This is a genomic window from Pseudoalteromonas denitrificans DSM 6059, assembly GCF_900112265.1.
Lineage (GTDB): Bacteria > Pseudomonadota > Gammaproteobacteria > Enterobacterales > Alteromonadaceae > Pseudoalteromonas > Pseudoalteromonas denitrificans.
Genome location: NZ_FOLO01000018.1, coordinates 22,685 through 49,683, shown reverse-complemented (window position 1 = coordinate 49,683; position 26,999 = coordinate 22,685). Strand labels below are relative to the sequence as shown.

Below are 26,999 nucleotides of genomic sequence, written 5' to 3'. Positions count from 1 at the left end.
TTTTTATTTAAACAGTAAGAACCTTTATGCCACAGTTAAAATTTTCATTGTATTACTCGCACCAACAGTTTCCATTGCATCACCATGGGTTAAAATGACTTTGTCACCTGAAGATAAAATACCTTTAGCAACTAAGGTTTTTAATGCTTCTTTTGTTAAATCAGTGGCATCAAATTGCGTTGAATCAAACTCAACAGGGTAAACACCACGATAAAGCGCTGTCTGGCCTAAGGTTAATGCGTGACGAGATAAGGAGTAAATAGGTAATGCAGATGTAATGCGTGACATTAGCTTTGCAGTGCTACCTGATTCAGTTAAAGCAACAATCGCTTTGATACTATCTAAATGGTTTGCAGCATACATAGCAGCAAGTGCAACTGTCTCTGATGTGTTTTCAAACATGCATTCTAGTCTGTGTTTAGATACATGTGCTTCCGGTTGTGATTCAGCACCTTTACATACGCGAGCCATAGTCGCAACCGTTTCTTCAGGGTAATCACCTGCAGCTGTCTCAGCCGATAGCATTACTGCATCTGTGCCATCTAAAACCGCGTTTGCAACGTCCATTACTTCAGCACGTGTTGGCATTGGATTATCTATCATCGACTCCATCATTTGTGTTGCTGTGATCACAACACGATTTAATGTACGGGCTCTTTGAATGATTAACTTTTGTTTACCTACCAGCTCCGCATCGCCAATTTCAACCCCTAAATCACCACGGGCAACCATAACGGCATCTGATGCAAGCACGATATCATCAATTGCTTCAACAGATTCTACCGCTTCAGCACGTTCAATTTTAGCTAAAAGTTGTGCTTTACTGCCTGCTTTATTTGCAAGGTTTCTAACGTGACGCATATCATCACCACTGCGCGGGAATGAAACTGCAATGTAATCAACACCAATTTGCGCTGCTGTAATTAAATCAGCTTCATCTTTTTCAGTAAAAGCAGGGGCCGTTAAACCACCACCTAGGCGGTTAATGCCTTTATTGTTAGATAAAACACCACCGACAGTAACAGTCGTAAATACTTTATTACCATCAATAGAGTCAACAGTTAATTGAATTAACCCATCGTTTAATAATAACAAATCATTTGGTAATACATCGTTAGGCAGCTCTTTATAATCTATGCCAACAGCGTTGATATCGCCTTCACCTAAACCTAGATCAGCATCAAGTATGAACTTTGCACCAACTTCTAATGTTACTTTAGAATCTTTGAATGTAGAAACTCGAATTTTAGGGCCTTGCAAATCAGCAAGAACAGCAATATGACAACCTAATTTTTTAGCAATTGCGCGAGTTTGATCTGCACGATCTTTATGGTCTTGAGCTACGCCATGAGAAAAGTTCAAGCGAACAACGTTTGCACCAGCTTTGATAATTTTTTCTAAATTGTTATCTCTATCTGTAGCGGGTCCAAGTGTAGCGACGATTTTAGTGCGTCTAGGCATCTTATGCTCCTGATTGTATATACTATATTACGGTCTAATCTGTTAGATATATTAGCATACTGACGGTCAAATGTGACAAGAGTATGACACCGGTGTCATCTTTCGTCAACAGAATTGTAAAAACGGTGAGTTATTTAATAAAAAACATGCTAATTTTAGCTTAATTTTAATCTAGCATTGAAAGGAATATATAATACCCTATAATGCGCGACTTTATCATTCTTATAAAACTGAATGGTATTTTGGTTGTAAATCAAACTCAAATTTGAAATTAATACTTTCGCTCTTCGGGAGATAATACATGCAAGTTGCATTAGTTGGTTTAGGTGTCATGGGTAAAAACCTTGCACTCAATTTGATTGAAAAAGGTGTCACTTTAGTTGCGTATGACAAAAATCCAGATGCAGGAGAAGATTTATTACGTTTAGCTAAGTCAGAAGGTACAGCCGAGCGTTTGCATATAGTCTCAGATATTGGTGACATGGTTCGTCGATTACAGGCACCACGTTCAATTTTATTATTGGTTCCAGCAGGTGAATTAGTTGACCGTGTATGTACTGAATTAGTTGATGCGGGTGTTGAAATTAACGACATGATCATAGATTGTGGTAATAGTAATTACAAAGATGGTATCTCCCGTAAACTTAAATATCAAAACAAATTTGAATTTGCCACTATGGGGATTTCTGGTGGAGCAGAAGGTGCGCGTCATGGCCCTGCAATGATGGCGAGTGGTTCTGAAGGTGGTTGGGAACGTATAGAGCCCTCTTTTGAAAAAATTGCTGCAAGCTTTAATAATGAATCATGTTTTGCACGTGTAGGTCATTCTGCGAGCGGCCATTTTGTAAAAATGGTTCATAACGGGATCGAATATGCATTAATGCAATTAATTGCTGAGGTATATCAGTTACTTCGTTTAGGTTGTGGTAAAACACCTAAAGAAATAGCTGCAATTTTTGAAACATGGTCAGAAGGTGACTTGCACAGTTATTTATTGTCAATTTCTAGCCATATTTTAAGATTAGAGACTAAAAGTAATGAAGCTCTAGTTGATCTAATTGATAACCGCGTTGGGGCAAAAGGTACTGGTTTATGGACGGCGCAAAATGCATTAGAGCTTGGCATTGCTGTACCATCTTTAGTTGCTGCTGTACAAGCACGTCATTTAACAAATACTAAAGAAACGCATGCTGCTAAAGAAATGAAATATGCGGCTAAAAGCACCAATAAAGTGAAAGTTGATTTGGAAGAGTTAAAAGATGCTTTCCATCTAGCAAGTTTGCTGGCATATCGCCAAGGTTTAGCCTTGATCAAAGGTGCATCTCGCTCTCATCAATGGAAAGTTGATTTAGCTAAAACACTACAAACTTGGCGTGCAGGTTGTATTATTCGTGCTGATTATTTAGATCAAATAGCAAAAAATGTTGAATTTGTAGATACATTAACGACTGAGTCTGATGCTTTACGTAAAGTATCTGGTTTGGCAATTGCATCAGGATTAGCATTTCCCGTTTTAACAGCAAGCCAAACTTATCTTGCAACACTTACAACACCTAGTAATGGTCACTTAGTACAAGCACAACGTGATTACTTTGGCGAACATGGCATTAAGACGCATAATGATGGTACTTGCCATTTAACTGATCTTGTCGAAATTGATGCTAAAGTAAGATAGTACTCATTTGGTTTAGAAAACAAGCTTAAATGAATTATCCCTGATATTATTATCAGGGATTTTTTTGTTATAAAATAAGAGTAAGTCATGAAAACGTGTTGGACAAAACATTTATCTGATGAACAAAAAGCTGTATGTGAAAATGGGGGGACAGAGTATCCATTTAGTGGAGAATATAACGACCATTTTGAGTCGGGAGTTTATGCCTGTGTCTGTTGTAAACAAGCTTTATTTGATGGTTCAAGTAAGTTTGAATCTGGCTGTGGTTGGCCTGCTTTTGCTACACCTATCGAAAATTCAGTGAGATATATAAGTGATGAATCGCATGGTATGAAACGTATTGAAGTTCGTTGTAATAAATGTGATGCACACTTGGGCCATGTATTTAATGATGGGCCTGCACCTAAAAACACAAGGTATTGTATTAACTCAATTTGTTTAAGCTTTGATTAAGGTGTGTTGCTGTGCTTTACAAGGATATAAACAAATTTTAAAACTTAATTAAATGAACCTTGGTGGTGCATATCTACTTATTGGATAAAGTATCAGTTCATGAGGCCTAATTTCCATCTACTTAGTTGCGAATATTTTTATTTTTTGGAAGTAGGGTGTGTGTAATACTTCTGCCTCAGCAGTATATTTTTTTGGTAAATATACAATTATACCTGAGATGCTAGCGTCTTAATTTATTACTTTTAGTACTTAAAAATGAAGGTTTGGTTTATTTTAGTCATTACACAGCAATTATAAACAAGATTTTAGTGTAAGGTTAATTGGTTTAGTTGGATTTTAAACAAAAAAATCCCTCTTTCGAGGGACTTTGGGGTTTCTCAACATCTGTGACGCTGGGAATGAGGTCGGTATATTTACAATGTTTCAATAACACATTGTGATCAATGTTTTGATGTTTAAATTAGCTTGCTTTAAGCAAAAGCCATTTCAGGTATATCGCCGTCAACAATTAATTTACCGGCTGTTTTTTCTATGATTTCATCAACAGGTACGCCTGGTGCGCGCTCTATTAAATGAAATGCACCATCTTTAACTTCTAATACAGCTAAATCGGTCACTATTTTTTTAACACAATTTACGCCTGTTAAAGGTAAAGTACAGCTCTCTAATAGTTTTGACTCGCCATGTTTATTTGCATGAGTCATAGTCACTATAATATTTTGTGCGCCAGCAACTAAGTCCATTGCACCGCCCATGCCTTTGATCAGCTTTTTTGGGATCATCCATGAAGCAATAGATCCATTTTGATCAACTTCAAATGCACCAAGAACTGTTAAATCTACGTGACCACCTCGGATCATTGCAAAGCTCTCAGCACTATTAAATATTGCAGCGCCAGTGGCTGCTGTAACGGTTTCTTTACCTGCATTGATCATATCAGCATCAACCTCATCCTCGGTTGGGAACTGGCCCATACCTAGAAGGCCATTTTCTGACTGTAGCATTACTTCAATATCGTTGGGCACATAATTTGCTACAAGTGTTGGAATACCTATGCCTAAATTAACGTAATAACCATCTTTCAACTCTTGTGCAACACGTTTAGCAACTTGTTCTCTAGATAAAGCCATGATATTTCTCCGAATTGCTTAAGATGAAGGACGTGTTGTCACACGTTCAATGCGTTTCTCAAATTGACCTAAAATCACACGATTTACATAAATCCCAGGTGTATGAATTTCACTTGGAGCAAGTTCACCTGGTTCAACAATTTCTTCAACTTCGACAACGGTAATTTTACCTGCTGTGGCTGCCATTGGATTAAAATTCATTGCCGTGTGACGGAAAACTAAGTTTCCGTATCTATCAGCTTTCCATGCTTTCACTATGGCAAATTCACCCGTGATCCCTTCTTCTAAAATATAGGGGCGGCCATTAAATTCTTTTACTTCTTTACCCTCAGCGATAGGAGTACCGTAGCCTGTTGCGGTATAAAAACCTGGAATACCAGCACCGCCAGCACGCATTTTTTCAGCTAGCGTGCCTTGAGGTGTTAATTCCACATCTATTTCACCGCTTAATAGCTGCTGTTCAAATAAAGCATTTTCACCAACATAAGACGCGATAATTTTTTTTATTTGTCTATCTTGTAATAAAATACCTAAGCCAAAATCGTCAACACCACAGTTATTTGAAACTACAGTTAAGTCTTTTGTGCCGAGTTTTTTAATTTGTGCAATTAAACCTTCTGGTATACCACATAAACCAAAACCACCGGCAATTACTGTATCGCCATTTTTAAGGCCTTGCATGGCCTCTTCATAACTTGAAACTACTTTATCGAAACCCGCCATTTAGCTTGCTCCCTTAATTTAATTGATGTTAGTGCTTATGTTCACTATGCTTCATTTGCTTGAAATGCGAGCGAAACTTTACTTGCAGGTGCTTTATTTAATACGCCTGATATTTGCCAGCCAGCTTTGCAGAGTCTTTTTATATCAATATTGGTGTTAATGCCAAGCCCATCAAGCATATAAATTAGGTCTTCAGTGGCAACATTTCCTGACGCACCTTTAGCATAAGGGCAGCCACCTAAACCCGCTACAGCCGCGTCAACAGTAGCTATACCGAGTTTCAGAGCAGCGTAAATATTTGTCAACGCCTGACCATATGTATCATGAAAATGTACAGCAAGCTTATTTGCTGGAATATCTTGTAATAGGGCTGTGACTAATTGTTCTGTTTTTCCTGGTGTGCCAACACCGACAGTATCGCCCAAACTGATTTCATAACAGCCGAGCTCAAGTAATAATTTAGACACTCTGACAACTTCAGAAATTTCAACATCACCCTGATATGGGCAACCCATGACACAGCTAACATAACCACGAACCTTGATGTTATTTTCATTTGCAAAGGTCATGATTTCTTTAAAGCGACTGATACTTTCGTCAATTGAACAATTGATATTTTTTTGACAAAAAGCTTCGCTTGCGGCTGTAAATATTGCAAATTCTTTAATGCCTGAGTCTAAAGCCAGTTGTGCACCTTTTAAGTTCGGCGTTAAAGCACTAAAGTGTGCAGTACTATGATCTAATGACTCAATTACAAGCTTAGAATCGGCCATTTGAGGCACCCATTTGGGTGATACAAATGCACCTGCTTCGATGTGTTTTACACCTGCGTCTACTAAGTTTTGTATTAAAGCTATTTTATCTTCAGTCGTAACCTTAGATTCATTCTGAAGGCCATCACGTGCACCCACTTCAACAACTTTAACAAAAGAAGGTAATAGGGATTGTGTCATGATTATGCGCCTTCCTGATCAACTATGGCTAATAGGTCGCCGTGTGATACTAATTCGCCTTCATCAAAGCAGAAACTTGTTAGTGTGCCATCATAAGGTGCAGTAAGTGTATATTCCATTTTCATGGCTTCAATCACAACAATCGCATCACCTTTTTCGACTTTGCTGCCAAGTTCTAAAAGATGTTTAACAACAGTGCCATTTAAAGGTGCAGCTAAAGATGCATCATCATTTTCTACATCACTGACATAATGTTTGTCTTTTAATTGGTATCTGTGTGTTGTTGCTAAATACATTAATTCAATTTGATTCTGATCTAATACATAATCAGCAGTGTATTTAATACCATCTATATTCGCGTTGATATGGGTATCATTGATAAATATATCAGCTGTGATAGTTTGACCATCAAGGGTTAAACTATAACTCGCACCATTGCATACTGCAGAAATGTTAGATAACTCGGTAAATGGAATTTTAATATTATTATCTTGGTTTAATCTGAAGCCTTGTTGCTTATTCCAAGGCGAAGCACAATTTTGATTTTTAATAGAATCCAGATATACAAGACTTGCCAGAATATTACAGATTTCAAGATCAGCATTATCTACCTTTACTAACTCATCTTGGTTTTCATCAATAAAATGTGTATCAGGTTGTGTTTTAACAAAGCCATCATGACTTGCTAAGTTATGTAAAAAAGCCACATTGCAATGGAAACCAGCAAGGTGAAACTCTTCTAAGGCTGATTGTAATCTTTTAATAGCAAGATCTCGGGTTTCATCCCATACAATTAGCTTTGCAATCATAGGGTCGTAAAAACTACTGATTTCACTGCCCGTATTTACACCGGTATCAATGCGGATATGTTTAGAGTTTTGTGGCGTAGCTAGTAGCTTGATAACACCTGAACACGGCATAAAGTCAGCTGATGGGTCTTCTGCATAAATACGCGCTTCTAATGAATGACCTGTTAAAGTGATATCATCTTGTGTTAAAGCTAACGTTTCATTTGATGCAACACGAATTTGCCACTCAACTAAGTCAACACCCGTTACCATTTCTGTTACAGGGTGTTCCACTTGAAGTCGCGTATTCATTTCCATAAAGAAAAATTCATCGCCACATAATAAAAACTCGACTGTACCTGCACCTTGGTAATTAATGGCTTGAGCACACCTAACTGCAGCTTCACCCATTTCTTTTCTAAGTTTGTCTGATAGCTGTGGTGCAGGGGCTTCTTCAATTACTTTTTGATGACGACGTTGTAATGAACAATCTCTATCGCCTAAATAAACACAATTACCGTGATTATCTGCAAAAACTTGTACTTCAACATGACGTGGCTTAGTAACATAACGCTCTAGTAGCATTTGATCGTTACCAAACCCTGAAATCGCTTCACGTTTAGCTGATGCAAGCATCGCCATAAATTCATCTTCTGAATTAACGATACGCATGCCTTTACCGCCACCACCAAACGCAGCTTTTAGCAGTATTGGGTAACCCATTTTATTTGCTTCTTCAAATAAAAATGATTCATCTTGATTATGACCATAATACCCTGGTACTAATGGTACATTTGCCTCAGCCATGATTTCTTTTGAACGAGATTTAGAACCCATAGCTTCAATTGCAGATTCAGGCGGTCCTACAAAAGCAATATCATTTTCTTTACATAAACGTGAAAATTCACAGTTTTCTGATAAAAAACCATAGCCTGGGTGGATGCAATCGGCACCTGAGCGTTTTGCTACTTCAATTATTTTACTTGAAACTAAATATGAATCTTTACTCGGTGCAGCACCGATGTGATAGGCTTCATCAGCTTGTTGCACATGAAGAGAATTTTTATCTGCATCTGAATAAACAGCAACAGTTTTTAAACCTAAACGCTTGGCTGTTTTTATTACGCGGCAAGCAATTTCACCACGGTTTGCAATAAGTATTTTTTTTAACATTGTTTATTACCTTTTTATGCTCAATCGTTTAAGTATTATTGTTGCCAATTTGGCGCGCGTTTTTCAAAAAAAGCACTTAAGCCTTCTTGGCCTTCAACTGATACACGAATTGACGCAATACGTTCAGCCGTTAGATCTTGCAATGTTTGATTAATTTCTTTATTTGCAACATCTTGAATAAGCTCTTTTGCAGCAATCACTGCTTTTGGACTGTTATTGAGTATATTGTTTATCGCATCATTAACGCTTGTTTCAAGTTCGTCAGAAATTTCGTGTATCAAACCAAGCTCTAACGCTTTATCTGCTTTAAATATTTCAGCTGTTAAAAAGTATCGGCGAGATTGGCGCTCACCAATCGCTTTTATAACATAGGGGCTGATCACAGCAGGGATTAATCCTAGCTTAACTTCACTTAAACAAAACTTAGCATCTGGGCTTGCAAAAGCGATGTCACAACAGGCAATTAGGCCTAGTGCACCACCAAATGCAGCCCCTTGTATTTGGCAAATCGTTGGCATAGGGCAGTTTGCAAGCGTATGCATTAATTTTGCTAATTGTTGAGAGTCAGCAAAATTATCATCAAAGTCATTATCAGCCATTGATTTCATCCAGCCTAAATCTGCACCAGCAGAGAAATGTCTCCCTTCACTCTTTAAAACTAAAGCACGCACATCCTGTTCACATGCCTGTGTAATAACATCTATTAGTTGTATTATTGTGATGTCATCAAATGCATTGTGAACTTGAGGGCGATTTAAAGTGATTGTTGCAACTTTGTTTGAAATCGTTAAATTTACAGACATGAGATTTCCTGTCAGTTTTAGAGGTGTTACCACCTCTATTTTAATGCCACAAAGTGGCTAAAATTGATAACCACAGTGTGGTCTTAGTAAAACTGTATTGCAGTTTTACTTACATACGAAATACACCAAAGTTAGACTCTTTTTCAGGTGCGTTTTTAGAGGCACTTAAAGCTAAACCTAATACATGGCGTGTTTGAGCAGGGTCGATTATACCGTCATCCCATAAACGGGCACTGGCATAATAAGGGTGACCTTGTTCTTCATATTGATCAATAATTGGTTTTTTAAAGTCAGCCACTTCTTCATCTGACATAGAAGCACCTTTACGTGCTAAACCGTCTTGCTTTACTTGTGTTAATACGCCTGCTGCTTGTTCTCCACCCATTACTGAGATACGAGAGTTTGGCCACATCCACATCATAGTCGGTTCAAATGCACGACCACACATACCATAGTTACCAGCGCCGTATGAGCCACCAATTAGGACCGTAAATTTAGGCACATCAGCACATGACACGGCCATTACCATTTTTGCACCATGTTTTGCGATGCCTTCAGCTTCATATTTTTGACCAACCATAAAGCCAGTAATATTTTGTAAAAACACTAATGGAATTTTTCTTTGCGCACATAACTGAATAAAGTGAGCACCTTTTTGTGCAGACTCAGAAAATAAAATGCCATTATTTGCAACTATGCCTACTGGCATGCCATAAATTTTAGCAAAGCCACACACCAGCGTTTCGCCAAAATATTTTTTGAATTCATCAAATGCAGAGTCATCAACAGTACGGGCGATTACATCACGCACATCAAAAGGTTTTTTAAGATCTGTTCCCACAATGCCATAAATTTCTGAAGCGTCATATCTAGGTGGTTTTACTTCATCTAATAAAGGTGCAGTAGGGCGGTTATGATTAACACGTTCAATACATTGGCGTGCAATTGATAAAGCATGTTCGTCATTGTCTGCATAATGATCGGCAACACCCGACACTTTACAATGCACATCAGCGCCCCCTAAATCTTCAGCAGATACAACTTCACCCGTTGCCGCTTTAACTAATGGGGGACCTGCTAAAAAGATAGTGCCTTGATCTTTTACTATGATGCTTTCGTCAGCCATAGCTGGTACATATGCACCACCTGCAGTACATAAACCCATAACCACAGCAATTTGAGGAATGCCTTTTCCTGACATGCGAGCTTGGTTATAAAAGATGCGACCAAAATGTAATTTATCAGGGAAAACTTCATCTTGTTCAGGTAGGTTTGCACCACCTGAATCAACAAGATAAATACAAGGCAAATGACATTGCTCTGCAATATCTTGTGCTCTTAAATGCTTTTTTACAGTGAGCGGAAAATATGTCCCACCTTTAACAGTGGCATCATTGGCTATGATCATACATTCAATGCCTTTAACGCGACCAATACCTGCAACTATGCCTGCACATGCAATATCTTGTTTATATACACCATGTGCTGCAAATTGTGAGATCTCTAAAAATGGTGAGCCCTCATCAATTAATGTATCAATACGATCACGCACAAACATTTTACCGCGACCTTGATGCCTTTCGATTAATGCATCACCGCCACCTTTAATAAATTTGGCAGTTTGCTTATGCAAATCTTTTACTAATTCATTCATTGCAGCTTGTTTTTCAACAAAGGCTGGATCGTGACTGTTAATTTGAGATTTTAAAATTGTCATATTTTCCCCTGAACTTATACGCTTTTATTAGTTATGTGAATGTGTGTTCTAACGACTTTCACTAAATAATTCACGACCAATTAGCATACGACGGATTTCAGAAGTACCTGCGCCAATTTCATATAATTTTGCATCACGTAATAAACGCCCAGCTGCAAATTCATTGATGTAACCATTACCGCCTAAAATTTGAATGGCATCTAATGCCATTTTTGTTGCAAGTTCAGCTGCATATAAAATAACACCCGCAGCATCTTTACGTGTTGTTTCACCGCGATCACACGACTTTGCAACTGTATATACATAACTTCGTGCTGCATTCATTTGTGAATACATATCTGCAATCTTGCCTTGGATAAGTTGGAACTTACCAATTTCTGTATCAAACTGCTTACGCTCATGTATATAAGGTACTACTAGGTCCATACATGCTTGCATTATGCCTAAACACCCACCTGAAAGCACAACACGTTCATAATCTAGACCGCTCATTAATACTTTAACGCCTTGATTTAATTCACCAAGTATATTTTCTTCTGGTACTTCACAATCTACAAAAACAAGTTCACATGTATTTGAACCACGCATACCTAATTTATCGAGTTTTTGTGCTTGCGTAAAACCAGGGAAGTCACGCTCAACGATGAATGCTGTAATACCTTTTGAATGTGCTTCCATATCAGTTTTTGCATAAACAACATATGTGCTTGCATCAGGACCATTGGTGATCCACATTTTATTTCCGTTTAAAATGTACTTATCGCCTTTTTTTTCTGCTTTGAGTTTCATTGATACAACGTCTGAACCTGCATTTGGTTCACTCATAGCCAATGCACCTATATGTTCACCGCTAATAAGCTTAGGAAGATATTTTTCTTTTTGTGCTTGATTGCCATTGCGGAATATTTGGTTTACACATAAATTTGAATGTGCGCCGTAACTTAAACCGATAGACGCACTGGCGCGGCTGATTTCTTCAACAGCTAATACATGCTCTAGGTAACCTAATCCTGAACCACCAAACTCTTCACTTACAGTAATACCTAACAAACCCATTTCGCCAAGTTTTGGCCAAAGTTCATTGGGAAACTCATTATCTAAGTCTGTTTTTTCAGCAATTGGTGCAATTTCAGTAGAGGCAAATGAGTTAACGTGATCTTTGATCATGTCTGCGGTTTCGCCTAAACCAAAATTAAGTTCTTTATAAAGAGAGATAGTGCTCATGATGTGTCCTGTAATATTTAAGTATGGTTTAGTCTTTTAAACTTTTTAATGTATCGCGACAGCGTTTTTCAGCAGTCATCAGTTCCATTAGCACAACTTTGATGTCATCCATTTGTTGTGTAAGGTGTACTTTTTTATCTTGTATGAGTTCTAACATGATATTCAACTGATTAGGACTTGATTTATCTGCATCATATAATTCAAACAAACGTCCGGTTTCAGCCAATGTAAAGCCTAATCTTTTACCACGTAATATGAGCTTTAACCGTACTTTATCGCGCTTTGTATAAATACGGGTTTGTCCATTACGTGTAGGAGTGATTAATCCTTGGTCTTCATAAAAACGAATACTACGTGTTGTAATATCAAATTCTTTTGAGAGATCGCTGATGCTAAATGTTTCTTCCGAGTTTTGGTCGTAGATGTTTTCGTTCATTATTTTACCTTGGATCAGCATCTTCATATTTTGAGTACAATATAAGTGAAGTTTACGTAAAGGTAAAGCAGTCGTGTTATACAAATGTAAAAAATGACTTGTGTAATAGTGATTAAATATAGAATATTTTTTAATTGGAAAATGTTGGAATAATAAATTGAAAATGAAACTGGCAACTTAAGTTGTCAGTAAAATTTACATTTTAAATAAATATGACTAAAGATTTTCAAGTTGACGTTGGCGTAAACGTCAATTTTGTGTATCCTCATATCATTATTATAAATAAACATGATTCAAAGAGAGCTAATATATGTCAGTTCAAGATCCGATAGTAATTGTAAGTGCAAAACGTACTCCTATGGGTGGCTTCATGGGCACTTTAAGTGGCGCAGCTGCAACAGATTTAGGTGCAACTGCAATTAAAAGTGCAGTTGCAAACTCTGGTCTAGTAGCTGGTGATATAGATGAAGTTGTTATGGGGTGTGTATTACCAGCAGGTTTAGGTCAAGCTCCTGCGCGTCAGGCAACCTTAAAAGCCGGTCTTGAGCAAAAAACAGGTGCAACAACAATTAATAAAGTATGTGGCTCAGGTATTAAAGCAACTATGTTAGCACATGATTTAATTAAAGCCGATAGTATTGAAATTGCAGTAGCCGGTGGTATGGAAAGCATGTCAAATGCCCCGTACTTTTTACCAAAGGCGCGTGGTGGTTTTAGAATGGGACATGGTGAAATTAAAGATCACATGATGGCTGACGGTCTTGAAGATGCTTATGAAAATAAAGCCATGGGTTGCTTTGCACAAGAAACAGCAAATGAATATAAGCTAACACGTGAAGATATGGATACTTTTGCTATTTCCTCTCTTCAAAAAGCACAAACAGCAATAGAAAATGGTAATTTTGAAAATGAGATAGAACCCTTTATTGTAAAAAACCGTCGTGGTGATGTTGAGGTTACAACTGATGAGGGTCCAGGTAACGCTAAGATAGATAAAATACCAGGTTTACGTCCAGCATTTGCAAAAGACGGTACTATTACTGCTGCAAACTCATCATCTATATCGGATGGTGCAGCAGCTTTAGTATTAATGCGTGAATCTACAGCCAAAGCGAAAGGTTTAGTGCCTTTATGTCGTATTGCTGCACATGCAACACACTCACAAGCACCTGCTGAATTTACGGTAGCGCCAATTGGTGCAATTAATTCGGTATTAAATAAAGCTGGTTGGACAATAAATGATATTGATTTATGGGAAATCAATGAAGCATTTGCCATGGTCACTATGCTTGCAATTAATGAGCTTAAATTAGATGAAAGTAAAGTTAACGTGAATGGCGGTGCATGTGCATTAGGTCATCCTATTGGTGCAAGTGGTGCGCGTATTTTAGTTACGCTTATTCATGCATTAAGAAATCGTGGTTTGAGTAAAGGCATTGCGACTTTGTGTATTGGTGGTGGTGAAGCCGTTGCGATAGCGGTAGAAGCAGTATAAAGAGTATAAAAAGGTGCTGTGAAGCACCTTTTATCGTTATATCTAAACAACTATTTAGAAATTTACATATCTTGAAGTTTTTTAGATATAACAATTTGATGATATTAGCTAAAAGTCTAAATGCTTTTAGTTTGAAAAGTATAATAATGAGAACACTATGAATTTTAATTTATCTGAAGATCAAATCGCTTTTGCTGAAACGGCACGTCAATTTGCATTAACTGAAATGCTTCCAAATGCAGCAAAATGGGATGCTGAACATATTTTCCCTAAAGATGTTATTCAGGCCGCTGGTGAACTTGGTTTCTGTGGCCTTTATACACCTGAAGAATCAGGTGGCTTAGGTTTATCTCGTTTAGATTCAAGCATCATTTTTGAACAACTTGCAATGGGTTGTACGGCAACTACGGCAATGTTAACAATTCATAATATGGCTACATGGATGATTGCAAGTTTTGGTACACAAGAAATAAAAGACCAATTGTGTGATGAGCTTGTAATGGGTGCAAAACTAGCCTCATATTGTTTAACTGAACCGGGTTCTGGTTCTGATGCTGCATCATTAAGAACAAAAGCAGTGCCTGATGGTGATGATTATATTATTAATGGTTCAAAAATGTTTATTTCTGGTGCAGGTGAAACAGATGTTTTAGTTGTTATGGTGCGAACTGGAGAAGCGGGTCCTAAAGGGATTTCTGCAGTTGTGATCCCCGCAGATGCTCAAGGCATTATATATGGTAAAGCAGAAGAAAAAATGGGATGGAATGCCCAGCCTACACGTTTAGTTACTTTTGAAAATGTCAGAATTCCAAAATCTCACCTATTAGGTAATGAAGGTGACGGTTTTAAGTTTGCTATGCAAGGCTTAGATGGTGGCAGAATCAATATCGCAACGTGTTCAATCGGTACGGCTCAACAAGCTTTAAATACAGCTACTGAGTATATGAAAGAACGTGAACAATTTGGTAAACCACTTGCAGCATTTCAGGCTTTACAGTTTAAACTAGCAGATATGGCAACAGAACTCGTTGCAGCACGTCAAATGGTGCGTTTAGCTGCATTTAAACTTGATACTAAAGACCCAGAAAAAACAGCGTATTGTGCTATGGCAAAAAGATTTGCGACAGATGTGGGCTTTACTGTATGTGATGAAGCATTACAGTTGCATGGTGGTTACGGCTATATTAAAGAATATCCATTAGAACGTCATGTACGTGACGTACGAGTTCATAAAATTCTAGAAGGTACAAATGAGATCATGCGCTTGATCATAGCGCGTCGTATTTTAGCCGAAGGTGCAGGCGAAATTTTATAATAATTATTTTATGCGGGAACTTTCTCCCGCATTTTTATGTGTGAATGAGTGGCATTTCATTGAATAAATGCCTATTCAAAAAATGAGGAATATTCAAATGTCAGCTCAAATTAAATTAGAAAAACAAGATCATATTGCTGTTTTAACCATGTCAAATCCACCAGCAAATACTTGGACACGCGATACATTAGTGGCATTAAAAACATTAGTACATGAACTCAATGCGGATAAAAATATTTATTCTTTAGTGATCACAGGGGAAGGTGAAAAATTCTTCAGTGCAGGTGCAGACTTAAATGTATTTGCATCAGGTGATAAAGGTATTGCTGCTGATATGTCATTTGTATTTGGTCAGGCATTTGAAGCTTTATCTGATTTTAGAGGCGTTTCAATTGCAGCGATTAATGGTTTTGCTATGGGTGGTGGATTAGAAGTTGCGTTAGCGTGTGATATTAGAATCATTGAACAACAAGCACAAGTGGCATTACCTGAGGCTAAAGTGGGTTTATTACCTTGTGCCGGTGGTACTCAAAATTTAGCTACTTTAGTTGGTGAAGGTTGGGCAAAACGCATGATCTTGTGTGGCGAACGTTTAAAAGCAGATAAAGCATTAAGTATTGGTTTAGTTGAAGAAGTCGTTGATACCGGCGCGTCATTAGCGCATGCATTAGCACTTGCTAAAAAAGTAGAAGATCAAAGTCCAGTTGCCGTAGCTGCGTGTAAAACACTGATTCAACAAGGACGTTTTGGTTCAACCCGAGGGGCTTTACCATTAGAACGTGAAATGTTTGTTGGTTTGTTTGATACAAAAGATCAAAAAGAAGGTGTTCAGGCTTTCCTAGAAAAACGTAAAGCAAATTGGGTGAATGGCTAATGAGTTGCGTTTTGTTTAAAGAATTAGAGTCTGTATATGGTTTAAAAATTGGTATTGCGACTTTAAATTCAGAAAAATCACTAAATGCACTTAATATGGATATGATCCAACTGTTAACACCGCAGTTGGAAGCGTGGCAAAAAAATGATGATATTGCGCTTGTTGTATTGGAAGGTGCAGGTGAAAAATCATTTTGTGCTGGGGGTGATGTTGTAAGTCTATATAAGGCGATGGCAACTGAAGTTGATAGTAAAAGCGATCCTGATAATTACATTGAAAGTTTCTTTAGCGCGGAATATAAATTAGATTATTTAATACACCGTTTTGAAAAGCCCATTTTACTATGGGGCAATGGTATTATTATGGGGGGCGGTCTTGGCTTAATGGCTGGTGCGAGTCATAAAGTTGTGACTGAAACAGCACGCATTGCAATGCCAGAAATAACCATAGGGTTATATCCTGACGTGGGTGGCAGTTATTTCTTAAATAAAATGCCAGATCAAGTTGGTTTATTTTTAGGACTAACAGGTGCTTCTATGAATAGTGAAGATGCACGTTTTGTGGGCCTTGCAGATTATTTTATTAAACACAGCTTTAAATCAGACTTAATTGAAAAGCTTTTGCTTACCAAATGGGGCAAAACAAAAGCACTTAACCACGATAAATTAAGCGAAGTATTACAAGGATTTCAAAATACTTCTGGAAAACCGCCTATATCAGAAGTAAAAAAGCATATTGATTTAATATCTAAGATGTCAAAGCATAATGCTTTAAGCGATAAAGTGAACTACGTACTTAATATAGAGATAGAAGATAAGTGGTTTAACCGTGCACAAAAAGGTTTAAACCATGGTAGTCCACTGAGTGCCCATCTTGTTTTTCAACAACTAAAGCATGCTGATGGTATGAGTTTAGGTGATTGTTTTAGACAAGAGTTATCTATGTCAGTGCAATGTGGTCGTTTTGGGGAGTTTCAAGAAGGTGTACGCGCTTTATTAATTGATAAAGACGGTAAACCAAACTGGAAATACCCTGATTTAAATTCAGTACCTGATGAACAGATAGCACCATTTTTTGAGTCCATATGGGCTAAGGGCCAACACCCGTTACAAAATTTAGGAAAGGATTAATAACATGGCAAATATCGGATTTATTGGCTTAGGTAATATGGGTGGTCCAATGGCTGCTAACTTAGTTAAAGCAGGGCACACTGTTACAGTTTTTGACTTAAGTGAACAGGCAATGCAAACATTGGCAGATGCAGGTGCTACTATTGCAGCACATGTCAATGACTGTGCAATTGATAAAGATTATGTCATTAGCATGCTGCCAGCAGGTAAACACGTAAAAGGACTATATTTAGGTGAAACTGGCTTAATATCTGTATTAGATAAAACAACACAAGTGATTGACTGTAGCACTATTGATGCTGAGTCTGCGCGTATTGTTGGCGCTGGTTTAGCTGATGCAAATATTAGTTTTGTTGATGCGCCCGTATCAGGTGGTACCGCAGGTGCAACAAATGGTACTTTAACTTTTATTGTGGGTGCCAATGGCAATGATTTTGCTAAAGCAGAAATTGTTTTAAAAGACATGGGTAAAAATATATTCCATGCCGGTGATATTGGTGCAGGGCAAGTTGCTAAAATATGTAATAACATGTTGTTAAGTGTCTTAATGGCAGGTACCAGTGAAGCTTTGCAAATGGGTATCGATAATGGTCTTGATCCTAAGGTTTTGTCTGAGATCATGCTACAAAGCTCTGGCCGTAATTGGACATTAGAATTATATAACCCTTGTCCTGATGTACTTGAGAACGTGCCTTCATCAAATGATTATAAAGGTGGCTTTATGGTTGACTTAATGGCTAAAGATTTAGGTTTAGCCATGGATGCAGCTAATCATAGTAATTCAAGTACGCCTATGGGGGCACTTGCTAAAAACCTTTATAACTTGATGCAAAACCAAAATATGGGTTCTCAAGATTTTTCTTCAATTTTTAAATTGTTTTCAAAAGCAGAATAATATGAAACAGATTGCAGTAATTGGTTCAGGTACTATGGGTAATGGCATTGCCCATGTATTTGCACAAAATGGTTTTAAAGTTAATTTAGTTGATATTTCACAAACGGCACTAGATAAAGCACTTACAACAATTGCTAAAAATCTAGACCGTCAAGTAAAAAAAGAAGCGATTACAGAACAAGTTAAGCGTGATACATTAAACAATATTTCAACATTTACCCAAATGAAAGCTGGTGTTGAAACTGTTGATTTAGTTGTAGAAGCAGCAACAGAAAACCCTGAAATTAAACTTAACATTTTTAAAGAGTTAGATGAATATTGTAAGGCTGATGCCATTTTAGCATCGAATACTTCTTCAATTTCAATCACTAAAATAGCCAGTGTAACAAAACGTGCTGAAAAAGTGATTGGCATGCACTTTATGAACCCTGTGCCTGTGATGAAGTTAGTTGAAGTTATTAATGGTTACTTAACATCTAAAGAGACAACTAATTGCATTATTTCATTATGTGATAAGTTACACAAAACAGCTGTTCCAGCAAATGATTATCCAGGTTTTGTAGCTAACCGTATATTAATGCCAATGATCAATGAAGCGATTTTATCTCTTCAAAATGGTGTTGCCGGTGTGAATGAAATAGACCAAATAATGAAGCTTGGTATGGCGCATCCTATGGGACCATTACAACTAGCCGATTTTATCGGCCTAGATGTATGTTTATACATAATGCGTGTTTTACAAGATGGTCTAGGTGATGATAAATATGCACCTGCACCATTACTGGTAAATATGGTTACTGCAGGGCATATGGGCGCTAAATCTGGCCATGGTTTTTATGACTGGTCTAATGGCATGAAAGACTTAGTGGTATCTGCGCAATTCAATAAATAGTTTAAAGAAAGCATTAAATAAATTTGTTAAGCAAAAAAGCCTTATGAAATTAATTTATAAGGTTTTTTTTTGCCATTAATTTAAGAATTCGATATTTTAAGTAAAAAGAGTGAATGAGCGCATAATATGAATATTAAAAATAAAACGATTGTCATTACCGGTGGTGCACAAGGTTTAGGTTTTGCAATGGCACAATCATTTTTTAAACAAGGAGCAAATATTGCTTTAATTGATATGACACAAACACAATTAAGTGATGCTATATCTTTATTAACTAAAGGGGATATAACTAAAGAAGGCTCAAGTTCCGATACAAGTAAAGTGCTTGCGTATGTGGCAAATGTCACTAATGAAGATGAGGTTATTAAAGTATTCAAGCAAGTTAATCATGATTTTGGTTCTATTGATGTTCTTATCAATAATGCTGGCATAACCCGAGATGGTATGTTTATAAAAGTCAAAGAGGGTGAAATAGTTGACCGAATGTCTTTAAGCCAATTTCAATCTGTTATAGATGTAAATCTGACTGGTGTATTTCTATGTGGCAGAGAGGCGGCTACCTATATGATTGAAGCACAAAAAAATGATCCTTGTTCTGGAGTGATCATCAATATGTCGAGTATTTCACGTGCAGGTAATATGGGGCAAACAAACTACGCTGCGTCAAAAGCGGGTGTGGTTGCATTAACAACCACTTGGGCTAAAGAACTTGGTCAATTTAATATCAGAGTTGCTGCAATTGCACCGGGTGTTATTGATACACAAATGACACGTGCAATGAAACCTCAGGCACAAGCTAGAATGATACAAGGTACGTCAGTAGGTCGGTTTGGTACTGCTGAAGAAATTGCACACTCTGCGCAATACATAATTGAAAATGACTTTTTTACAGGCCGTGTAATTGAAATCGATGGCGGAATTAGGATTTAAAATAGGTTTTAGTAAGCGAGTTTGTTTTAAATCGTTAGGTTAATCAAAAAATGAAAAAAAATGGCAAAATTATTGTACTTAATGGTACTTCTAGTTCAGGGAAAACAACATTAGCACGAGAATTACAATCACAATTTCAATCCAGGTTCGCAGAAGTTTATTTATTATGCGCATTAGACGCTTTTTGGGATATGACTCCTTATGACGTTCCTGCAGGTTCAAATAACTTCCCTAATATGAAGTTGGCTATTGCAAAATCAATTAAAGCCCTTGCTGAGACAGGACATAATGTCATTGTTGATATCGTTTTTTGTGGTCAAAAAACTTATACAGAGTTTATGGATGAGCTTAATGGCTTTAATCTGAAAATATTTAAACTTGAGTGCCCGCTAGATGAGCTAACTAAGCGTGAACTAGCCCGAGGAAATCGTGCAATTGGGTTAGCCGCCTCACAATTTGAAAGTATTCACGAAGGCGTCTTATATGATATGCATTTAAATACATTCAATTACTCTCCTTCACAGTGTGCACAAAAAATTATTGAGACAGAATTTTAAGCTATATTTTATAGAGTATTCATTTTTAGTGATGCAGTTTTATTTTGAGGTTTGTTATGGCACTTGATTTTAACATCGCGTTGGTTTCACCTGAATATAAGGAGGCTATTTTTAGTCGGGGTAGCCTTGAATTGACTCATACATTGATTAAACTGGTTGAACCTGAGTTAGCGCACCAGATTAATATATTATTGTCTAATCAACCTGTTGAAAGGTTAAATTATCAGCCTGAAAATATTCACCTTGATAGCTTTTATGTATCTTTAAATTCCAGACAAGTCAGAAGAATCGTTGAGGTATTATCTTTGACAATAAATAGTAAACCAAAAGAGTCAACTTTGGGCACGATTGTATTGGCTAAATCTTTATTTGAAGAGTGGATGAAATTGGCTGCGGCTATGATGCATGAACTTAATCGACATGAATAGCGTTTTTTAAATTACTGCTATACTTTAAGCAAATAGTGGGTAGATGATTTATTTACTGTGCTGAAAATATTAATCGTAAGTCACGAAAGATGGCGCGGTACACCTTTGTATTTAAAAGGAGTATGTCATGATTAGACATTATTACGTTACAGAAGATCTTGATGATCTAGAACAAGTAGAGCAAGAGCTAGAGTCTCAAGGTTTCACCGAACCTCAAATACATGTATTAAGTGAACACGACTTTGAGGTGGAAGAGCACCATCTGCATGAAGTTGAATCTGTGTTGAAATTAGATGTTGTTCATTCAACTGAGGTTTGGGGAGCAATAGGCGTTGTAAGCGCTATTTTAACTTTAGCCGTCGCTTATTTTATGGGATGGACACATAGTGAAGCAGGTTGGATCCCTTTCATTTTTCTTTCTATTATTATACTTGGCTTTTGTACATGGGAAGGGGGTTTAATTGGTATTCAAAAACCAAATATTAATTTTGAACGCTTTCAAGAGTTATTGCACAAAGGTAAACATATATTTTTTGTTGATGTTGACCCAGATCAAGAAATGATAATAGACACTGTAATGAAACATCACCCTCAACTACAAATGGCAGGCGTAGGTAAAGCGACACCACATTGGGTTGTGCGTGGACAGGATAACTTTAAACGCTTAATGAAATTTATGCCATAACCTTTAATAAATTAAGCCAGCACGCGACCTTAACCCTGCTTTGTAAAATAATGAAATCGAAGTCTCTTTCTTATTTTATATCGTTGACCTTAAGCGTGATACAACTGAAAAATTAGCACAATATATTTCATGTTTTGATAATGTTTTATAGGGTTAAGAAAGAGTAACGATAATCGCTATCTTGATTTTGAGCATAGTTTAGGAATGAAAGTAAAAATTCAGAATTTAAATAATCAGTGTAATGTTAGTCATGGGTTATCAATTTATTTAATTCGTAAGCAAAATTAGATGTCATTTTTAAACCACTAACAAACTCTTTGAGTTGTAGGCAATAAACCCTTTATAATTTATTATTAGTTGCTAGATCAAATCTAAAAATAATGTATAGATGAGATAGAAGCACATTATGAATTTTAAATTGAATGGCTTCTAATATAGCGTTTTATATAATCTACTTAGCCATAATTATTTATGAATCACCACAGAATTACCGTTTAGTCGCTTTAATTTTAGTTGATTTTGGATCTGAAACAGGGGGAGTCACGGTCATTTCATCTAAAGTTACTATTATGCGTACTGCACCATCGCTTGTTTTATCATCAATGGTTAATTCACAGTTAAATTTACCTAACTGGCTGGCATAATAGGTTTCAAAATGTTCAAACTGTACCCACCAAAAATTAGCCGCATCATTTTCAGATTCGGTCCAAAATGTTACTTCTCCAACGCCTATCGTTTCGCCTTTTTCTATCGTTGCGGTTCTTCCTTCATTATAAGCATCATTTTTATAATTATGTAAAAAGCTTACATCGTATATGGTTTCACCCGTTAGATTTGTAATTGAAACATTTAAATTGCCTTTACTCATAGCTCTCACCTAAATATGTTTATTCAGTTTGAATTTAGAATTATTTTATTAATTACATTAAAAGTGATTATTTCTATGTGGTTTTATTGCAACACTTATTAATGTAATTGATATAAGCATAGGCGATAAAAGATAACTGAGGAACATAAAAATAAATAAAATATATCTTTTATATCCATTAGTTAGAGATCTAGGTATGGAAGCCTTAAAGAGTAGCTGAAAATAATATTTAAAGCGTGTAGGCTGTCACTTTATAAAATTGATCTGATAATATAAATTTGAGACTTAAAATGAGATAACAATGACTTTTACCTCTTGGTTGATATTTTTTATTCCTAAGTTTAGCTTTGCAACTAGTTCACATATCATAAAAACCAGCGTTAGTCACATAAGTGAGACTGTTTTCCACTTGTATATGGTGATATTTTATCTTTTGCGCAGTTGCTATAATCATTTTTGCAATGATGTTTTGAGCGATAATTTATCATAGAAAGTCTCTTTCTTTGAGGGAGATGTTAAAGATTGGCTAGCGGTACAGACTCAATAAGGCTAACTTAAAATGTACTTATTCGTAAAGTCATTAATAGCGTGAGTATTTTATGATAGATTTAGTACAGTTTCTCTTTTTAAACATTATCTCTAAAATTAAAACAGGTATTTAGTAAGGCAGATGAAAATAAAATCAATAACTTCTTTAATGTTCGTTTTCATCGTATCCGTAACAGGCTGCACAATGAAGGACTCCTCCAATGGAAGAATAAAGCTATACACTATGGATTGTGGCATTTTTTATGTATCTGATATGAGTGCTTTATCTGAGAAAGGTAAGTTTGATGGCGAAAAAACCACCTTGGCCAATCCATGTTTTTTGATTCGTCATCCAAAAGGTGACTTACTTTGGGAAACCGGCCATAAAGAAACTTTAGCTGACCTGCCTGATGGAATAAAACAAGGCGTATGGCATTCTAAGTTAAATACAAAACTGACAAAACAACTCAAAAAGCTAGATTTAAAACCTCTCGATATTGATTACCTATCGCTTTCACATATACATCCTGATCATTCAGGAAATGCAAACCTGTTTGCCAAATCAACATTTATTATTAATGAACAAGAACGTTTATATATGTTTGAAAATAATACTAAAACAATGTTTGGAAAATTTTATATGGCACTAGAAGGAGCTGATACCATAACATTTAGAGACAAATATGATGTATTTGGAGATGATTCTGTTGTCACTTTGTCTATGCCTGGTCACACTCCTGGTGGTTCCGTTCTTTTAGTCCGATTAGAAAACTCAGAAAACATATTGTTAACAGGTGACCTATATATACACCGCAGAGGGCGTAAGTTACAAACATTACATAAATATAATACAGATCAACAAGCCATAAAAACATCAAGAAAAAAATTTGAAACACTCGTTGTAAAAGAAAAGGCTAGGGTGATCATTCATCATGACAAACAAGACTTTGACTCTCTACCAAAATTTCCTAAATTTTTAGATTGACGAGTCCCCTTAAGTTGAAGTTGTTGCCAGTTATTACTTAACCTTTGATTTAATTATGTTTTTATCAATTTAAAGCTATAATAAATTAGTTGTCTAGATGCTGATACTTAAGGTTACTTGTGAGCAGTAAACCTGTGATTTTAATCCTACAAGTTTATAAAGGCACTTCTATAAAAGCACTTGCCCTTAAAAAATTATAAAGTTTAACCACTCTTATTTGCTGGTGGCTTTAATTGAAAAATTGTCATTCTGTAACACCTTCCCAATACTTCACAACAATATTCAACTAAGTTTATTAAGGTACAGCTTACAACAGTAAATTAACTATTTTCATCGTTATAACAGCTTCACTGTACTTGAAAATTATATTAAATATAAGGAAGGATCCAATGATAAAACAAATGAATGTAAAGTTATCTTTAATGTCAAAACTGACTCTGTTATTGCTAAGTTTATTGAGTATTTCAAGTTTTGCAAAAGATCCCGTTGGTTTTTATTATCAAAATACCTTTGATATGCAAATGTTAAATTATGAAAAATTGATCTTGAATGCAGAGGCCTTTAGCGAAGAAGAAATCAGCCTGTTAAAAGATCATGGTACAGAGGCCATTGCTTATTTAAGTGTGGGGGAAACGGAATCACATAACTTAGTTGTAGGTAATGGTGAGGGGCCTGGCGGTTATGCTTCTTGGTATATCGATGTTAATCCTGCAGATAATTTACCAGATAAAAATCCTAATTGGGGTTCATATTATGTCAATGTTGGTGATCCTGCTTGGCAGAGTTATTTATTCAACAGGGTAGATGAACTTGCGTACAAAGGAGTATCAGGCTTATTTTTAGATACGGTTGATATCGTAGATGTAATACCTGATAGCCGCTTTGCTATGGTGGCATTAATAAAAAGTCTTAATGAAAAAGTAAATTCGACCAATTTTGAACAAACTTATGGTAAGCGTTTATCTATAGTGCAAAATCGGGGTTTCAGCATTATTGAAAATACTGCTGTATATTTAGATGCTGTATTGTTTGAAGGGCTCACTGGAAGTTATGACCACACCAGTCAGTCTTATATTTTGGCAGATACGATTCAAACCGACAATGTTGCCAGACGATTGAACCAGATCCAAAGGCACAGTTATTTTGAGATCTGGTCTTTGGATTATCTGAATCAAGGAGACAGTGCTGCACTAAAAATGATAATCGAAAGATCGCAACAATATCAGTTTACTACGATTACTTCTGATATTGATATTAGTCGATTTGATAACATTAATTTAAATAGTGCAAATGCAAAACCAGAAGGGCTACTGGATACTTTTTCTGTAACAGAAAGTGATGCGTTTACTGTGTTTGAGGTTATCAGCAAAGACACACTAGATTTATCTGCTCATAGGGTACAAATATTGATTAATAGTCAAAAGGGACATGCGAGTTATATAGAAGAGGGGATCACGGCTGATTACATGCTAGAAAATGGCACGCTTTATCAATACTCAGGCAATGGGGGTAACTGGTTGTGGGATTTAGTTATAAGTGATGCGGTACAAAGTCAGCAAAGTGATAGTTACCGGGTAAGCCTTCAAAATATACAGTTTGGACTTGGTCAGAATGAATCTATTGAAGTGCTGGCTCGGGTTTTTAATGACAATGAAACGTTAGTGGAGATAAGCCCTGTAGTCCGCTTGGTTAGTGAAACGACACAATATGTTCGCCAAGATGAACTTGATAGCAGTTTAGTGGGGAGCCAAGATATAATCTCAGTAGTACTAGAACAGACAGGTTTTGAACTCAAGCTATCACTTTCTTTACGTGAAGCTATGGGTAGTACTGAACACTATAGCTTTTATATTGATACTAATGACTTAAGCGGTTATCAATTTTATGATATAAGTGCATCTTATATGTTAAAAGATGGCCATTTATACCAATATACAGGCGATGGTGTTTCTTGGAGTTGGCAGTGGCTGAAATGGCTACCACTAAACATAAATGGTACATCTTTAGGGTATTCTCTTAGTTTAAGCGATATATCATTACTACAGGCGCAGTCATTTGAAGTTATAGTCGTGACTGAAAATGCAGATTGGCAAACTACTGATCAAACCAAAGCTTTGCAAGCATTCATTAAATAAACTCTGATGTGCTAATTCCTAAAACGATTTAAAACTGGAATTAGCATTTAAAAGTATAACTTCACGTTGATGCCATAATGTATAACATCTGCAATTCCCTGTTTGAGAACTTTTCACTTTATAACCCTTAAAAATAGCTGCTATTAAAAATATAGAAGATTTGAATAGGGATGTTCTATTTTAATGCTTTATATATTACTTAGTTACAGAATCATTGATTTTCAATTAAATGCCGTATTTATTATCAATTATCGAACTAAATAAATAAGAGTGTAATACTCCTTAGTACCTGTTATGGTACTTTCTTGATTTTAGAGTTAGTCTATGAATGAAGTATCCATAATCTGACTTGCTAAAGGCTGTCACTGAGGATACCGCATACCGAAGTTGAATATGCAGTGTGTTAACTTAGAACACATAACAGGCTCAGAATCTTTACAAATGAGGCACCTTAGGTGCTTTTTTGTTATTTGCTAAAAAATGATTTTAACAAGATAAATGCATATTAAAAGGGGCAAGGAATGAATAACGAAAAGATTATTAGCTCTATAACGCAATTATTAAAAAGTGAAAAAATTGTGTTACCTATTAATTATATTTACAAATCAATAAATGGATGTTTATTGCAAATTGATCGAAGAGGAAACGATAATGATGAATAACCCTTATATATTGTTAGTTGATCCCTTGCATACGGGACTCGCTTATATAGATTATGTAAAAGCATTAGGGTATTAGCCTATTAT

General features: G+C 36.3%; 24 protein-coding genes. 14 read left to right on the top strand and 10 right to left on the bottom strand.

The window, feature by feature from the left end:
* Window positions 1-24: 24 nt before the first annotated feature.
* Complete coding sequence (gene pyk / locus BM088_RS12650; RefSeq protein ID WP_091984368.1) at window positions 25-1,461, bottom strand: pyruvate kinase; 1,437 nt, start codon at window positions 1,459-1,461, stop codon at window positions 25-27.
* A gap of 301 nt (window positions 1,462-1,762) precedes the next feature.
* Here pyk and gndA point away from each other — a divergent pair, with 301 nt between their 5' ends.
* Together gndA and msrB are read left to right on the top strand one after the other, a co-directional pair.
* Window positions 1,763-3,136: an NADP-dependent phosphogluconate dehydrogenase gene (gndA, locus tag BM088_RS12645; RefSeq protein WP_091984365.1), complete on the top strand. Its 1,374-nt coding sequence runs from the start codon at window positions 1,763-1,765 to the stop codon at window positions 3,134-3,136.
* 87 nt (window positions 3,137-3,223) lie between these two features.
* Entirely contained in the window at window positions 3,224-3,589 is a 366-nt protein-coding gene (gene msrB / locus BM088_RS12640) for a peptide-methionine (R)-S-oxide reductase MsrB (protein ID WP_091984363.1), read from the top strand.
* Between the two features lie 470 nt (window positions 3,590-4,059).
* On the opposite strand, the gene BM088_RS12635 is transcribed toward msrB, so the two are convergent.
* The 8 genes from BM088_RS12635 to BM088_RS12600 form a co-directional block, all read right to left on the bottom strand.
* Window positions 4,060-4,719: a 3-oxoacid CoA-transferase subunit B gene (locus BM088_RS12635; protein ID WP_091984361.1), complete on the bottom strand. Its 660-nt coding sequence runs from the start codon at window positions 4,717-4,719 to the stop codon at window positions 4,060-4,062.
* Window positions 4,720-4,737: 18 nt separating this feature from the next.
* Window positions 4,738-5,442 (bottom strand): CoA transferase subunit A, encoded by a 705-nt coding sequence (locus BM088_RS12630; protein WP_091984359.1) that lies wholly within the window; start codon window positions 5,440-5,442, stop codon window positions 4,738-4,740.
* Window positions 5,443-5,486: 44 nt separating this feature from the next.
* Window positions 5,487-6,395: a hydroxymethylglutaryl-CoA lyase gene (locus tag BM088_RS12625; RefSeq protein ID WP_091984357.1), complete on the bottom strand. Its 909-nt coding sequence runs from the start codon at window positions 6,393-6,395 to the stop codon at window positions 5,487-5,489.
* A gap of 2 nt (window positions 6,396-6,397) precedes the next feature.
* A complete protein-coding gene (locus BM088_RS12620) occupies window positions 6,398-8,356 on the bottom strand; it encodes an acetyl/propionyl/methylcrotonyl-CoA carboxylase subunit alpha (protein WP_091984354.1) in 1,959 nt (652 codons plus the stop codon).
* A 35-nt stretch (window positions 8,357-8,391) separates the two neighbouring features.
* Window positions 8,392-9,159 (bottom strand): enoyl-CoA hydratase-related protein, encoded by a 768-nt coding sequence (locus BM088_RS12615; protein ID WP_091984352.1) that lies wholly within the window; start codon window positions 9,157-9,159, stop codon window positions 8,392-8,394.
* 109 nt (window positions 9,160-9,268) lie between these two features.
* The gene (locus BM088_RS12610; RefSeq protein ID WP_091984350.1) at window positions 9,269-10,876 is read right to left on the bottom strand and encodes a carboxyl transferase domain-containing protein; all 1,608 of its coding nucleotides are present in this window, start codon (window positions 10,874-10,876) and stop codon (window positions 9,269-9,271) included.
* Window positions 10,877-10,924: 48 nt separating this feature from the next.
* Entirely contained in the window at window positions 10,925-12,100 is a 1,176-nt protein-coding gene (locus tag BM088_RS12605; protein WP_091984347.1) for an isovaleryl-CoA dehydrogenase, read from the bottom strand.
* A gap of 28 nt (window positions 12,101-12,128) precedes the next feature.
* Window positions 12,129-12,536, bottom strand: coding sequence for a MerR family transcriptional regulator (locus tag BM088_RS12600; protein WP_177208038.1), 408 nt, complete (start codon window positions 12,534-12,536; stop codon window positions 12,129-12,131).
* A gap of 310 nt (window positions 12,537-12,846) precedes the next feature.
* On the opposite strand from BM088_RS12600, the gene BM088_RS12595 reads away from it, so the two are divergent.
* The 10 genes from BM088_RS12595 (at window position 12,847) to BM088_RS12550 (ending at window position 21,737) form a co-directional block, all read left to right on the top strand.
* On the top strand, window positions 12,847-14,031 hold the full coding sequence (locus BM088_RS12595; protein WP_091984341.1) for a thiolase family protein: 1,185 nt from the start codon (window positions 12,847-12,849) through the stop codon (window positions 14,029-14,031).
* 157 nt (window positions 14,032-14,188) lie between these two features.
* The gene (locus BM088_RS12590; RefSeq protein ID WP_091984338.1) at window positions 14,189-15,346 is read left to right on the top strand and encodes an acyl-CoA dehydrogenase family protein; all 1,158 of its coding nucleotides are present in this window, start codon (window positions 14,189-14,191) and stop codon (window positions 15,344-15,346) included.
* A gap of 97 nt (window positions 15,347-15,443) precedes the next feature.
* Window positions 15,444-16,220 carry an enoyl-CoA hydratase gene (locus tag BM088_RS12585; RefSeq protein WP_091984336.1) on the top strand — a complete coding sequence of 259 codons (777 nt, stop codon included), beginning with the start codon at window positions 15,444-15,446 and terminating at the stop codon, window positions 16,218-16,220.
* Window positions 16,220-17,350, top strand: coding sequence for an enoyl-CoA hydratase/isomerase family protein (locus BM088_RS12580; protein ID WP_091984334.1), 1,131 nt, complete (start codon window positions 16,220-16,222; stop codon window positions 17,348-17,350). Before BM088_RS12585 ends, BM088_RS12580 begins: the two co-directional genes overlap by 1 nt.
* Window positions 17,351-17,354: 4 nt before the next feature.
* Window positions 17,355-18,245 carry a 3-hydroxyisobutyrate dehydrogenase gene (gene mmsB / locus BM088_RS12575; protein WP_091984332.1) on the top strand — a complete coding sequence of 297 codons (891 nt, stop codon included), beginning with the start codon at window positions 17,355-17,357 and terminating at the stop codon, window positions 18,243-18,245.
* 1 nt (window position 18,246) lies between these two features.
* Window positions 18,247-19,137, top strand: a complete 891-nt coding sequence (locus tag BM088_RS12570) for a 3-hydroxyacyl-CoA dehydrogenase family protein (protein WP_091984330.1) — start codon at window positions 18,247-18,249, stop codon at window positions 19,135-19,137.
* Window positions 19,138-19,263: 126 nt separating this feature from the next.
* On the top strand, window positions 19,264-20,067 hold the full coding sequence (locus BM088_RS12565) for an SDR family oxidoreductase (RefSeq protein WP_091984328.1): 804 nt from the start codon (window positions 19,264-19,266) through the stop codon (window positions 20,065-20,067).
* Between the two features lie 50 nt (window positions 20,068-20,117).
* Entirely contained in the window at window positions 20,118-20,624 is a 507-nt protein-coding gene (locus BM088_RS12560) for a chloramphenicol phosphotransferase CPT family protein (protein WP_091984326.1), read from the top strand.
* Between the two features lie 56 nt (window positions 20,625-20,680).
* Window positions 20,681-21,052, top strand: coding sequence for a hypothetical protein (locus tag BM088_RS12555; RefSeq protein ID WP_091984324.1), 372 nt, complete (start codon window positions 20,681-20,683; stop codon window positions 21,050-21,052).
* A gap of 127 nt (window positions 21,053-21,179) precedes the next feature.
* Entirely contained in the window at window positions 21,180-21,737 is a 558-nt protein-coding gene (locus tag BM088_RS12550; protein ID WP_091984322.1) for an NAD/FAD-utilizing enzyme, read from the top strand.
* Between the two features lie 487 nt (window positions 21,738-22,224).
* Here BM088_RS12550 and BM088_RS12545 read toward each other — a convergent pair whose 3' ends face one another.
* Window positions 22,225-22,605 carry a hypothetical protein gene (locus tag BM088_RS12545; RefSeq protein WP_091984320.1) on the bottom strand — a complete coding sequence of 127 codons (381 nt, stop codon included), beginning with the start codon at window positions 22,603-22,605 and terminating at the stop codon, window positions 22,225-22,227.
* Window positions 22,606-23,338: 733 nt separating this feature from the next.
* Here BM088_RS12545 and BM088_RS12540 point away from each other — a divergent pair.
* Window positions 23,339-24,118 carry an N-acyl homoserine lactonase family protein gene (locus BM088_RS12540; protein ID WP_177208037.1) on the top strand — a complete coding sequence of 260 codons (780 nt, stop codon included), beginning with the start codon at window positions 23,339-23,341 and terminating at the stop codon, window positions 24,116-24,118.
* Window positions 24,119-24,507: 389 nt separating this feature from the next.
* Complete coding sequence (locus BM088_RS12535; RefSeq protein ID WP_091984314.1) at window positions 24,508-26,253, top strand: endo alpha-1,4 polygalactosaminidase; 1,746 nt, start codon at window positions 24,508-24,510, stop codon at window positions 26,251-26,253.
* Window positions 26,254-26,999: the final 746 nt, after the last annotated feature.

Bases quoted from the DNA above. Each gene is read 5' to 3' on its own strand.
- BM088_RS12540 (WP_177208037.1), top strand. From the start codon at position 23,339: ATGAAGGACTCCTCCAATGGAAGAATAAAGCTATACACTATGGATTGT.
- BM088_RS12570 (WP_091984330.1), top strand. From the start codon at position 18,247: ATGAAACAGATTGCAGTAATTGGTTCAGGTACTATGGGTAATGGCATT.
- BM088_RS12565 (WP_091984328.1), top strand. From the start codon at position 19,264: ATGAATATTAAAAATAAAACGATTGTCATTACCGGTGGTGCACAAGGT.
- BM088_RS12545 (WP_091984320.1), bottom strand. From the start codon at position 22,605: ATGAGTAAAGGCAATTTAAATGTTTCAATTACAAATCTAACGGGTGAA.
- BM088_RS12620 (WP_091984354.1), bottom strand. From the start codon at position 8,356: ATGTTAAAAAAAATACTTATTGCAAACCGTGGTGAAATTGCTTGCCGC.
- BM088_RS12550 (WP_091984322.1), top strand. From the start codon at position 21,180: ATGATTAGACATTATTACGTTACAGAAGATCTTGATGATCTAGAACAA.
- BM088_RS12615 (WP_091984352.1), bottom strand. From the start codon at position 9,159: ATGTCTGTAAATTTAACGATTTCAAACAAAGTTGCAACAATCACTTTA.
- BM088_RS12630 (WP_091984359.1), bottom strand. From the start codon at position 5,442: ATGGCGGGTTTCGATAAAGTAGTTTCAAGTTATGAAGAGGCCATGCAA.
- BM088_RS12600 (WP_177208038.1), bottom strand. From the start codon at position 12,536: ATGAACGAAAACATCTACGACCAAAACTCGGAAGAAACATTTAGCATC.
- BM088_RS12535 (WP_091984314.1), top strand. From the start codon at position 24,508: ATGATAAAACAAATGAATGTAAAGTTATCTTTAATGTCAAAACTGACT.
- BM088_RS12625 (WP_091984357.1), bottom strand. From the start codon at position 6,395: ATGACACAATCCCTATTACCTTCTTTTGTTAAAGTTGTTGAAGTGGGT.
- BM088_RS12555 (WP_091984324.1), top strand. From the start codon at position 20,681: ATGGCACTTGATTTTAACATCGCGTTGGTTTCACCTGAATATAAGGAG.
- BM088_RS12580 (WP_091984334.1), top strand. From the start codon at position 16,220: ATGAGTTGCGTTTTGTTTAAAGAATTAGAGTCTGTATATGGTTTAAAA.
- pyk (WP_091984368.1), bottom strand. From the start codon at position 1,461: ATGCCTAGACGCACTAAAATCGTCGCTACACTTGGACCCGCTACAGAT.
- mmsB (WP_091984332.1), top strand. From the start codon at position 17,355: ATGGCAAATATCGGATTTATTGGCTTAGGTAATATGGGTGGTCCAATG.
- BM088_RS12610 (WP_091984350.1), bottom strand. From the start codon at position 10,876: ATGACAATTTTAAAATCTCAAATTAACAGTCACGATCCAGCCTTTGTT.
- BM088_RS12605 (WP_091984347.1), bottom strand. From the start codon at position 12,100: ATGAGCACTATCTCTCTTTATAAAGAACTTAATTTTGGTTTAGGCGAA.
- msrB (WP_091984363.1), top strand. From the start codon at position 3,224: ATGAAAACGTGTTGGACAAAACATTTATCTGATGAACAAAAAGCTGTA.
- BM088_RS12595 (WP_091984341.1), top strand. From the start codon at position 12,847: ATGTCAGTTCAAGATCCGATAGTAATTGTAAGTGCAAAACGTACTCCT.
- BM088_RS12590 (WP_091984338.1), top strand. From the start codon at position 14,189: ATGAATTTTAATTTATCTGAAGATCAAATCGCTTTTGCTGAAACGGCA.
- gndA (WP_091984365.1), top strand. From the start codon at position 1,763: ATGCAAGTTGCATTAGTTGGTTTAGGTGTCATGGGTAAAAACCTTGCA.
- BM088_RS12635 (WP_091984361.1), bottom strand. From the start codon at position 4,719: ATGGCTTTATCTAGAGAACAAGTTGCTAAACGTGTTGCACAAGAGTTG.
- BM088_RS12585 (WP_091984336.1), top strand. From the start codon at position 15,444: ATGTCAGCTCAAATTAAATTAGAAAAACAAGATCATATTGCTGTTTTA.
- BM088_RS12560 (WP_091984326.1), top strand. From the start codon at position 20,118: ATGAAAAAAAATGGCAAAATTATTGTACTTAATGGTACTTCTAGTTCA.